The sequence below is a fragment of the Boseongicola sp. genome (assembly GCF_057460485.1).
In genome coordinates, this window is record NZ_JBVCWP010000021.1 from 20,891 (window position 1) to 30,345 (window position 9,455).

The 9,455-nt window shown below is 58.2% G+C and carries 9 protein-coding genes; 8 read left to right on the plus strand and 1 reads right to left on the minus strand.

All coding sequences use genetic code 11. From position 1 onward, the window contains the following. Positions 1-35 precede the first annotated feature (35 nt). The 7 genes from AC221Y_RS05065 to AC221Y_RS05095 all read left to right on the plus strand — a co-directional run bounded on the left by AC221Y_RS05065 (position 36) and on the right by AC221Y_RS05095 (position 8,300). Positions 36-1,148: a tricarboxylate transporter gene (locus AC221Y_RS05065; protein WP_486706888.1), complete on the plus strand. Its 1,113-nt coding sequence runs from the start codon at positions 36-38 to the stop codon at positions 1,146-1,148. 74 nt (positions 1,149-1,222) lie between these two features. Next, the gene (locus AC221Y_RS05070; protein ID WP_299754128.1) at positions 1,223-3,238 is read left to right on the plus strand and encodes a tripartite tricarboxylate transporter permease; all 2,016 of its coding nucleotides are present in this window, start codon (positions 1,223-1,225) and stop codon (positions 3,236-3,238) included. After that, a complete protein-coding gene (locus AC221Y_RS05075) occupies positions 3,235-4,296 on the plus strand; it encodes an isocitrate/isopropylmalate dehydrogenase family protein (RefSeq protein ID WP_486706889.1) in 1,062 nt (353 codons plus the stop codon). Before AC221Y_RS05070 ends, AC221Y_RS05075 begins: the two co-directional genes overlap by 4 nt. Then, positions 4,293-5,372, plus strand: a complete 1,080-nt coding sequence (locus AC221Y_RS05080) for a 4-oxalomesaconate tautomerase (protein ID WP_299754124.1) — start codon at positions 4,293-4,295, stop codon at positions 5,370-5,372. Before AC221Y_RS05075 ends, AC221Y_RS05080 begins: the two co-directional genes overlap by 4 nt. 5 nt (positions 5,373-5,377) lie before the next feature. Then, positions 5,378-7,054 carry a thiamine pyrophosphate-binding protein gene (locus AC221Y_RS05085; RefSeq protein WP_486706890.1) on the plus strand — a complete coding sequence of 559 codons (1,677 nt, stop codon included), beginning with the start codon at positions 5,378-5,380 and terminating at the stop codon, positions 7,052-7,054. Between the two features lie 35 nt (positions 7,055-7,089). After that, positions 7,090-7,329 (plus strand): hypothetical protein, encoded by a 240-nt coding sequence (locus AC221Y_RS05090; RefSeq protein ID WP_299754121.1) that lies wholly within the window; start codon positions 7,090-7,092, stop codon positions 7,327-7,329. After that, complete coding sequence (locus tag AC221Y_RS05095) at positions 7,326-8,300, plus strand: D-2-hydroxyacid dehydrogenase family protein (RefSeq protein WP_486706891.1); 975 nt, start codon at positions 7,326-7,328, stop codon at positions 8,298-8,300. Before AC221Y_RS05090 ends, AC221Y_RS05095 begins: the two co-directional genes overlap by 4 nt. Here AC221Y_RS05095 and AC221Y_RS05100 read toward each other — a convergent pair. Further along, positions 8,297-8,743, minus strand: coding sequence for an RraA family protein (locus AC221Y_RS05100; protein ID WP_486706892.1), 447 nt, complete (start codon positions 8,741-8,743; stop codon positions 8,297-8,299). The genes AC221Y_RS05095 and AC221Y_RS05100 overlap by 4 nt on opposite strands. A gap of 62 nt (positions 8,744-8,805) precedes the next feature. Here AC221Y_RS05100 and AC221Y_RS05105 point away from each other — a divergent pair. Next, a partial coding sequence (locus tag AC221Y_RS05105) for a TSUP family transporter (protein WP_486706893.1) occupies positions 8,806-9,455 on the plus strand: 650 nt, incomplete at its 3' end.

Consider the following 9,455-nt stretch of genomic DNA (forward strand, 5'->3'; position numbering starts at 1 on the left):
AAAACGGTAAAGAAACGCGCCTCTGGGAGGAATAAATGACTGACTTTACCAAACTGCGTCATTCGGCGCAGGCTTTGCTTGCAACAACGGTGGCGCTTGCTTTCTCAACGGCGGCAATAGCTGGCGGCCATGGCGGCGTTGATCTGTCCGGCAAGACAGTAGAATTCGTGATCCCGTTCTCGGAATCAGGTGGCTCGGCGCGCTGGGCGAATTTCTATGCGCCGCTTCTCAGCGAAGCGTTGCCCGGCAACCCCACGGTTGTCGTCCGCTATCGTCCGGGCGCAGGCTCGACCGCGGGTGCAAACTGGTTTCAGGAGCAAACAACAGACGACGGTACTTTGATTTTCGGCACGTCGGGGTCCACACAGTTCCCTTACTTGCTTGGCGATCCGCGTGTTCGATATGAATATAACGACTGGAACGTCGTCCTCGCGTCCGGCACCGGCGGTGTCGCTTATCTGCCGCCGGATCTGGCTAGCATGATGGACGGTCTGGACGCGACTGGGCTTCAGGGCACAGATTTTCTCTGGGGCAGCCAGGGCGCAACTCGCCTTGACCTTGTGGCCAACCTCGCCTGGGAAATGCTTGGTATGAATGTCGAGCCTGTTTTTGGTATAGAAGGTCGAGGTGATGGCCGTCTGATGTTCGAGCGTGGCGAAGCTAACATCGATTATCAGACCTCATCTGCTTATCTGCGGTCGGTGATGCCGATGATCGAAGGCGGCCTTGCGGCGCCTATGATGACCTGGGGTGCCTTGGACGGCGCCGGAAACATCGTCCGCGACCCGACGTTCCCTGATATCCCGACGTTCGCCGAGGTTTGCGAGGCGACACCGGCCTGTGCCACTGAAGGCGCTTCGTGGGATGCATGGGTTGCCTTCTTCATCGCCGGTTTCCCGGCGCAAAAGATGGTGTTTCTTCCAGGCACCGCTTCGGCAGACCTGATCGAAACATATGCCAAGGCGTTCGATGAAGTGATTGCACGCCCTGACTTTGACGAACTGGCAGCAGCAACTCTGGGAGTTTATCCACAGATGACCCGTGACGCAGGAGCGGCAGCGTTCAAGCTCGGCACCCAGGTGCCGGAGGATGCGCGCGCCTTCGTGGTGAACTGGCTTGAAGAAAGCTACGGCGTCACACTCAAGTAACGCCTAAAAGGCCCCACCGTAGGTTCGGTGGGGCCTTTTTTTAACACACACTGAAATATAAGGCGCACCGCCTCATGGACCTTCTCGCAACCGCGGCTCCAGCGCTCGGGGAAGCTTTTTCCCTGATCCTCCAGCCACAGCAGATTATGTTCTTGATGCTCGGCGTCCTACTCGGCTTGTCTGTCGGAGTTTTTCCAGGCCTTGGCGGTATCGCGGGCCTGTCATTGGTTTTGCCGTTCATTTTCGGAATGGACCCGGTTTCGGGTCTGGCTCTTATGGTGGGCCTTATCGCGGTCGTGCCGACCTCGGACACGTTTGCTTCCGTCTTGCTTGGCATCCCCGGCTCTACAGCCAGCCAGGCGACGGTACTTGATGGCTTTCCGCTTGCCAAAAAGGGCGAAGCCGCTCGCGCGCTGTCGGCGGCGTTTATATCGTCGCTTTTCGGCGGCATCCTTGGCGCGATCGTTCTGACATTCTTTATCCTGATTGCGCGTCCCTTGATCCTTGCCTTCGGCACGCCCGAGATGCTGATGATCACTTTGCTTGGACTATCGATGGTGGCGATCCTTGCAGGGCGGGTACCGCTCAAGGGCGTTGCAGCGGCGGGCCTTGGATTGATGGTCGGCACAATCGGAGAATCCGATGCGTCCGGCAGTTTGCGTATGGCAAGTTACAGCATTCCTTACCTGACCGACGGGATCAAACTGGTGATCGTCGGTCTCGGTATCTTTGCGGTTCCCGAGATCGTTTCTCTTTTGCGTCAGGACCGCTCGATTTCCCGCACTGGAGGCCTTGGCTCTGGCTGGATTCAGGGTATCCGCGACTGGTGGGCCAATATCTGGCTGTCGGTCCGCAGCGCCTTTATTGGCGTTCTTGTTGGCGTCATTCCTGGGCTGGGTGGGTCTGTTGTGGACTGGATCGCCTATGGCTTCACGGTGCAAAGCGCGAAAGACAAATCGCAATTCGGAAAGGGTGATATCCGCGGCGTGATCGGCCCTGAAAGCTCCAACAATGCCAAAGAGGGAGGCGGCCTTGTTCCAACGCTGATCTTCGGCATCCCGGGGTCTGGTTCGATGGCGGTCTTCCTCGGAGGACTTGCGCTTTTAGGGTACGATCCTGGGCCGCACATGGTGCGGCACAACCTTGACATCACCTACACGATTGTTTGGTCACTGGCCTTGGCAAACATCTTTGGCGCAGGCCTTTGCATTCTGCTTTCGGGGCAGATCGCCAAAATTACCACGATCCGCTTCACGCTTGTCGCCCCCTTCTTGTTTATGCTCATCGCGTTCGCGGCATTCCAGTCAAGCCAGTCTCTGGCCGACCTTGCCATGCTGCTGATGATCGGTTGCCTTGGCATCCTCCTGCGCCGTTTCGAGTGGTCGCGGCCCGCTTTTCTTATCGGGTTTGTGCTGTCGAGCCAGGCCGAAAGCTTTGCCAACCAGGCAGTTCAGATCAGTCGCATTCAGTTCCGCCGCGATTTTTGGCAGGGCATGGAGTATATCTTCTCGCCCGTTACTATTGGCATCCTGATCCTGTTGGTCATCTCGGTAGTGATCGGGTTACGTCAGGGCAAACAGATTTTGGGCGACAGCAATCCACCCACAGGGTCAAAGCGCGCGCCGCTGATCTTCCTTTTGGCCGTCACCGCTTATGTGGCCATTGCCGTTTATGACGCCTCCACAATCAACGTTCTACGCGACAAAATTTTTCCGGTCACAGTGGGGATCGTGACGCTGATTGCCTGTGCTGCGCTGGTCGTTTCTATGATGCGCCAGCCGGAGACATCGCCGGTCTTTGCGGACCTTGAATCCGGTGGCGAAGATGCCGAGGCACCCCACGGGCTTTGGAGCACGCTTGGGTGGTTTGCCTTCCTGTTAGGGCTGTCCGCATTGGTTGGCTTTGTGCTTGCTCTGACAGTGTTCCTCGTGTCGTTCCTGCGTATTAGGGCAGGAGTTTCCTGGACCCGTGCCGTTATCCTTACGGTGATTGGTATCGCGGTTCTGGTATTTCTTGGGGGCACGCTTGGCCGCGACTTCCCACCGGGGCTTTTGCAGGACTTTGTGAAACTGCCGTGGCCCCTGACATGAGCCTTCACCTGTTGGCTCTTGCTGGTGACGGGATTGGCCCGGAAATCATGGCCGCCACGGTTTCGGTGCTGAGTGCCGCCTGTGCGAAAAGCGGGACTTTGATCGATATTGAACCCGCCGATATCGGGTTCGTAGCGCTTGAAAGCGAAGGTATCACCATTCCTGACACTGTGATCGCGAAGGCGCGACAGGCAGATGGCGTGATCCTTGGTCCGGTCTCGCACAATGCTTATCCTTCAGTGGAGGAGGGCGGTCGCAACCCTTCGGGTGTCTTGCGCAAAGAGCTTCAGCTTTTCGCGAACATCCGCCCCGCGACCAGTCACAAAGCGGTGCCAACACCCACAGGTCATGACGTCAACATGGTAATAGTGCGTGAGAACCTTGAAGGGTTTTATGCCGATCGTAATATGGAAAGCGGGCCCGCCGAGTTTATGCCAGTGCCGGGCGTTGCCCTTTCGATGCGCCGCATCACTGCAGCAAATTCGCGCGCGATTGCCGAGGCGGGATATGCGCTGGCACGTCGTCGCGGGGCCAAACGTGTTGCCGTCATCCATAAAGCGAACGTTTTGCGGCTAAGCGATGGTTTGTTCCTTGAGACGGTGCGCGAGGTCGCTGCAGACTTCCCCGAGATCAAGACCGAAGAGCTTTTGATCGACGCGGCAGCAGCCTTGATGGTCCGCGATCCCACGCGCTTCGATGTTGTGATCGCGACGAACATGTATGGCGATATTCTGTCCGATCTGGCCTCTGAATTGGCCGGAGGGCTGGGCCTTGCCGCATCACTTAACCATGGAAAGTCCCATGCGATTGCTCAGGCCCAACACGGCTCGGCGCCAGACATTGCCGGGCAAAACCGGGCCAATCCGGCGTCTTTGATCGGGTCGGTCGTCATGCTGCTCGATCATTTAGGTCACGCGGCCCCCGCACGCTTTATCCGATCCGCGCTGAATGCCGCGCTTTGCGACCCGGCTACCAGAACCACGGACCTCGGTGGGTCCGCAGGGACAGATGTCATGACGCGCGCGATTATTTCTCACATTGAAAGAGAGGTGGCATGAGCCAACGTCCAATTCCCTACCATTTCATGCGCGGTGGAACCTCGCGCGGACCCTATTTCAATCGTGCAGATTTGCCCGAGGATTTGGACGCGTTATCGGATATACTGGTCGAGGTTATCGGTGCCGGAAACCCGCGGAATATCGACGGGATTGGCGGTGGCGATGAAGTGACGACTAAGGTCGCAATGCTTAGTCCATCGGCTGAAGAGGGTGTCGATGTTGACTATTTCTTTGGGCAGGTTTCGGTAACTGAACGTATGGTCGATTATGGGCCAACCTGTGGCAATATCCTTGTTGGCGTCGGCCCGGCGGCTATTGAAAAAGGGCTCGTACCGGTCGGTGGAGAGACGACAACTGTTCGCATCCGGGCCGTAAATACCGGCGCTTTGGTCGAGGCCGTTATCCAAACTCCGGGCGGAAAGGTCAGTTACGCTGGTGATGTTGCAATTGACGGTGTGCCGGGCACAGCGGCCCCTATTGCTTTGAACTTCCTGGAGGTTGTCGGATCCAAATGCGGCGTGATGTTTCCGACCGGACAGACGAAGGATGTCATAGACGGCATTGAGGTGAGCTGCATTGATGTGGCGATGCCGATGATGATCGCCCGTGCAGAGGATTTTGGGCTGACGGGGTATGAAACGCTGGCCGAGTTGGGCGCCAATACCAGCCTTTTCAAGCGCATGGAGACGATCCGCCTTGAGGCTGGAAAGCGCATGGGGCTTGGAGATGTCACGAAATCTGTCACGCCGAAAATCGGACTGATTGCCCGCGCTCAAAACGGCGGGCATTTTGCGGCGCGCTATTTCATGCCGTGGAAAGCCCATCCCACATTGGCCGTCACAGGCTCACAGTGCCTTGCCGCATGCGCTTTGGCGTCGGGCACCGTTGCAGATGGCATCGCGCGCGCTGTGGTGTCCGGCCCCGAGGTCGTGCGCATCGAACATCCCATGGGCGAAATGGAAGTCACCGTTGATTTCTCCCGCGACGGTGAGACGTTGAATTTTCGCTCGGCTGGAGTTGTCCGCACCGCGCGTCTTATTGCGCGGGGCGAAGTGATGGTGGCGCAGGAGGGCTAGAAAACATGACGGGCGATCACCGGAAACTGTTCGATGCGCTTGCCGAAACCTTCCTTCGTGAGGGTGTCGGCACCTGCTTTGCGCTTTTGGGCGATGCCAACATGAACTTCGCCACGCGTCTGGCGGAAGGCGGATGCAAAATGGTCTACGTTCGTCATGAACACTGCGCCGTTGCTGCCGCCATGGCCTATGCGCGCAAAAGTGGTGAAACAGGCGTGGCAACCGTGACTTGTGGTCCCGGCCTGACGCAGTTGATGACCGCGCTACCTGCGGCAGTTCGCGCGAAACTGCCCCTTGTCGTATTGGCCGGGGAAGCACCGCTGAAGTCTGCGTGGTATAATCAGGCCATTGATCAGGCACCGTTCGTCACGGCGACTGGTGCGGCCTACCAGCCGCTTCATTCTCCTAACCTGATGCCGACGGCGATCCGGGATGCCTTCACACAGGCGGGCCGCGAGCGTCGACCTGTCGTCCTGGGCGTTCCGTTTGATTTGCAGAACCTCGACTGGTCGGGCGCGGAACTTCCAACGCCCTCGCGTGATCTTGCCCCGGTTGCGTCGCCAATCCCACCGAACCCTGATGATTTGCCCCGCGCAGCTGCTATGATCGCGGCGTCAAAGCGTATCGTCGTCATGGCAGGGCTCGGCGCGGTCGAGGCGGATGCGGGTGCGGCCTGCCGGGCTTTGGCCGAGCGGTGCGACGCGCTTCTTGCCACAACGCTTCCGGCGCGCGGGCTGTTTCACGACGCGCGGTTCAGCATTGGTATTGCTGGCGGGTTTTCGACGGAAACCGCACGAGATTGTCTTGGCGAGGCCGACCTGATTATTGGCGTCGGTTCGTCATTGGCACATCACAATTCGGACGGTGGAAAGCTTTGGCCGGGCGCCGAGCTGTTGCAGATCGATGTTGATCCACTTGCGATCAGCCAGGGGCGTGTGGCCGCGCAGGCGCATCTGCGTGCCGACGCGCGGCTTGGGGTTGAGGCCTTGCTTGGGATGGTCCCTGAACGCTCAAAATCGTGGCGAACGCCTGCGCTTTCAGAACGCATCGCAACCGCCCCAGCAGACAGCGCGGTGTTTCCATCAGAAGACGGAGTGCACGACCCGCGCGATGTTGTTGCAGTTTTTGAGGCGCATCTGCCCGCCGATTGGCAGTTGGTGAACTCGTCGGGGCATTGTTCCTTCTATTTCGCGCAAATGCCGTCTCGTCCACAGACCCATTTTCTGACGATCCGAGAGTTCGGCGCCATCGGGAATGGTATTTCATTTGCAATGGGCGTCGCGGCAGCGCGACCCGATGACACGATTGTTCTGTTCGACGGTGACGGCAGCCTTTTGATGCATATTCAAGAGCTTGAGACAATCCGCCGCCATGGAATGAACATCCTGATCATCGTCCTGAACGACGGTGCTTATGGGTCTGAGATCCACAAACTGCGCGCAGAAGGTATCTCGGATCAGGGCGCCGTGTTCGGCCGCACCGATTTGGCTGCCATCGCGCGCGGGTTTGGGTTGGCAGGCGAGCGCATAGCCGATCTCGCGTTACTTCCCGGTCTCATCGACGATTTTGCGAAATCTGGAGGGGCGGCAGTGTGGGATGTGCCGATTTCGGACCAAGTTGCTTCACCGGTTATTCGCAGAGCGCATCCGCCGAAGTCATCATCGACAAGCAAGTCAAATTAGGTACGCTGTGGTATACAATGATAAGGGAGATCCCGATGACCCCAGAAATTGATACTGCCTTGAGCGAGGCCAAGCAGGCACTTGAGAAGGTGCGTCTTGGTCTTGCAGAAGCGATCGGCCAATACCCAACGCCGATTTATGGCTGCGGTGCGCAGTTCAATTATCATCTCGCGCAGCGCAGTCAGGCTGGCCTCGCCATCGACGCGCTTGGGACGAATATTTTCCTTCCGACACCACGGAGTGCGGCTGCCATGGTCGGCGTGGAAAGTCGATGAAAGTTCACATTCTCGACGATTGGTTCGACACGCTTCGCACCTTGCCTAGCTTTGACAAGCTCGCTGGGCATGACGTCACGGTTTGGAACGATCATATGGAGGATGTGGATGTTCTCGCGAAGCGGCTTGCCGAGGCTGAAGCGCTGGTTCTCTTCCGTGAGCGAACGCCTGTTCAGGCGGCGCTTCTGGACGGATTGCCCAACCTCAAACTTATCAGTCAACGCAGCGTCTATCCGCATGTCGACGTCGAAGCCTGTAGCGCCAACGGTGTCCTATTGTCCTCCAACATGCACGCTGGTGCGCCGTCTACCGCCGCCGCCGAAATGACCTTCGCGTTGATTTTGGCTTCCGCGCGTCAGCTTCCTCAGCAAATGGCGTCGATGCAGAGCGGGCGCTGGCAATTAGCACCTGGACAAACGCTCTCTGGACGCAGGATCGGACTTTATGGATATGGACGCATCGCCAAACAGGTTGCGATCTATGCGCGTGCTTTTGGGATGGAGGTTGTGTGGTGGGCTTCCACTGAAGGGCGCGCGCGTGCAGCGCAAGCTGGCGAAACCGTTGCGGAAAGCCGAGAGGCATTCTTTGACGAAAGCGATTTTGTGAGCCTTCACGTGCGCCTTAAGCCGACAACGCGCAGCATAATCACCAAGGCGGATTTGGAGGCAATGAAGCCAACGGCCAGCTTCATCAACACCTCGCGGTCAGGCTTGGTTGCACCGGGTGCCTTGCTGGCCGCATTAAAGACCGGACGTCCCGGACGGATGGCGCTGGATGTGTTCGACACCGAGCCCCTGACTGATACAACCGATCCGCTTTTGCGCCATCCCAACGTGATAGTGACGCCTCATATTGGCTATGTCACCGAAGACGAGCTAAACGTCCAATTCTCTGATATCTATGATCAAATAAATGCTTACGCGACAGGTGCTCCAATCCACATGATCAATCCCGACGTCTGGAGAGGTTAGGCGTGAGGGGGTGTGGTTTTAGCGTCAAGGTGCGGTCCGTTCTGCGGAAAAACAAGCGCCCGCTCCGCGTCAGAAACGAAGTAGTCGCCGTACGAGACCGCTACGCCATCAAGGCGCAGATCGGCTTCGACCTCGTCTTCACCTTTCCGGACACATCGCGCGGGCGTTTGGCCCAGTGCCATAGTGCCGATGTTTGTTGCGCCAAGCTGTTCCACATCCCGCACGGCGCCCCAAATGACGAGACCCGCCCAACCGTTCGCCGTCGCCTCGGCGGCAATAATATCGCCGCAAAGCGCGCGACGCAGCGACCCGCTGCCATCAACGACGATCACACGGCCCTCGCCGGACGTCTTGGCCCGTTCCTTGACGCGGCTGTTGACCTCGAAGGTCTTGACGGTTTCGGCGACGCCGTGTTCGTCAAAAAAATCGCAGGTCGGTTTCATCTGGTTTGGTCCTTCATGACTGTCCTGATCCGCCAAGGAATGCACGCAAGGATCGGGCTGGCATGGTCGAAAGCGGCTCCATGCTAGAGCTTTTGCCTGCGGGCCTGTCAGAGCCTGCATTTTTGGCCATTCTTGGTGCGAGTTTTGCCAGTTCTTTCATCACAGCGGCCTTCGGGATCGGGGGTGGGGCTTTGCTGTTGGCGATCATGGCAAGCCTTTTGCCCCCCGCAGCCCTTATTGCGGTGCATGGAGTAGTGCAGGTTGGTTCCAACGCCGGTCGGATGGCTCTTTTGTGGCGGTCGATCTATTGGCCCGCTCTGCCTTGGTTTGCCGCGGGGTCGGTGATCGGAGCGGCCATTGGTGGTGCGGTGGTTGTGGAATTGGCGCCCCAATATGTGCAGATCGGTATTGGCATTTTTGTCATCTATACGGTGCTGACGCGCGCGCCAAAGTGGTTCAGCCGCTGGCCGGTTCTGACCGGCTTCATTTCCAGTTTCCTCACGATGTTTTTCGGAGCCACTGGATTGTTCGTGGCGTCCTATACCAAGTCCCACAGCCTTCCACGCCACACGCATGTCGCTACGCATGCGACGCTGATGACGGTGCAGCATGGACTGAAAGTGCTTGCGTTCGGCGTGCTGGGCTTTGCTTTCGGGCCCTGGCTTGCGGTGACCACGGCCTTGATCCTGGTAGGGCTTCTGGGAACGTTTGC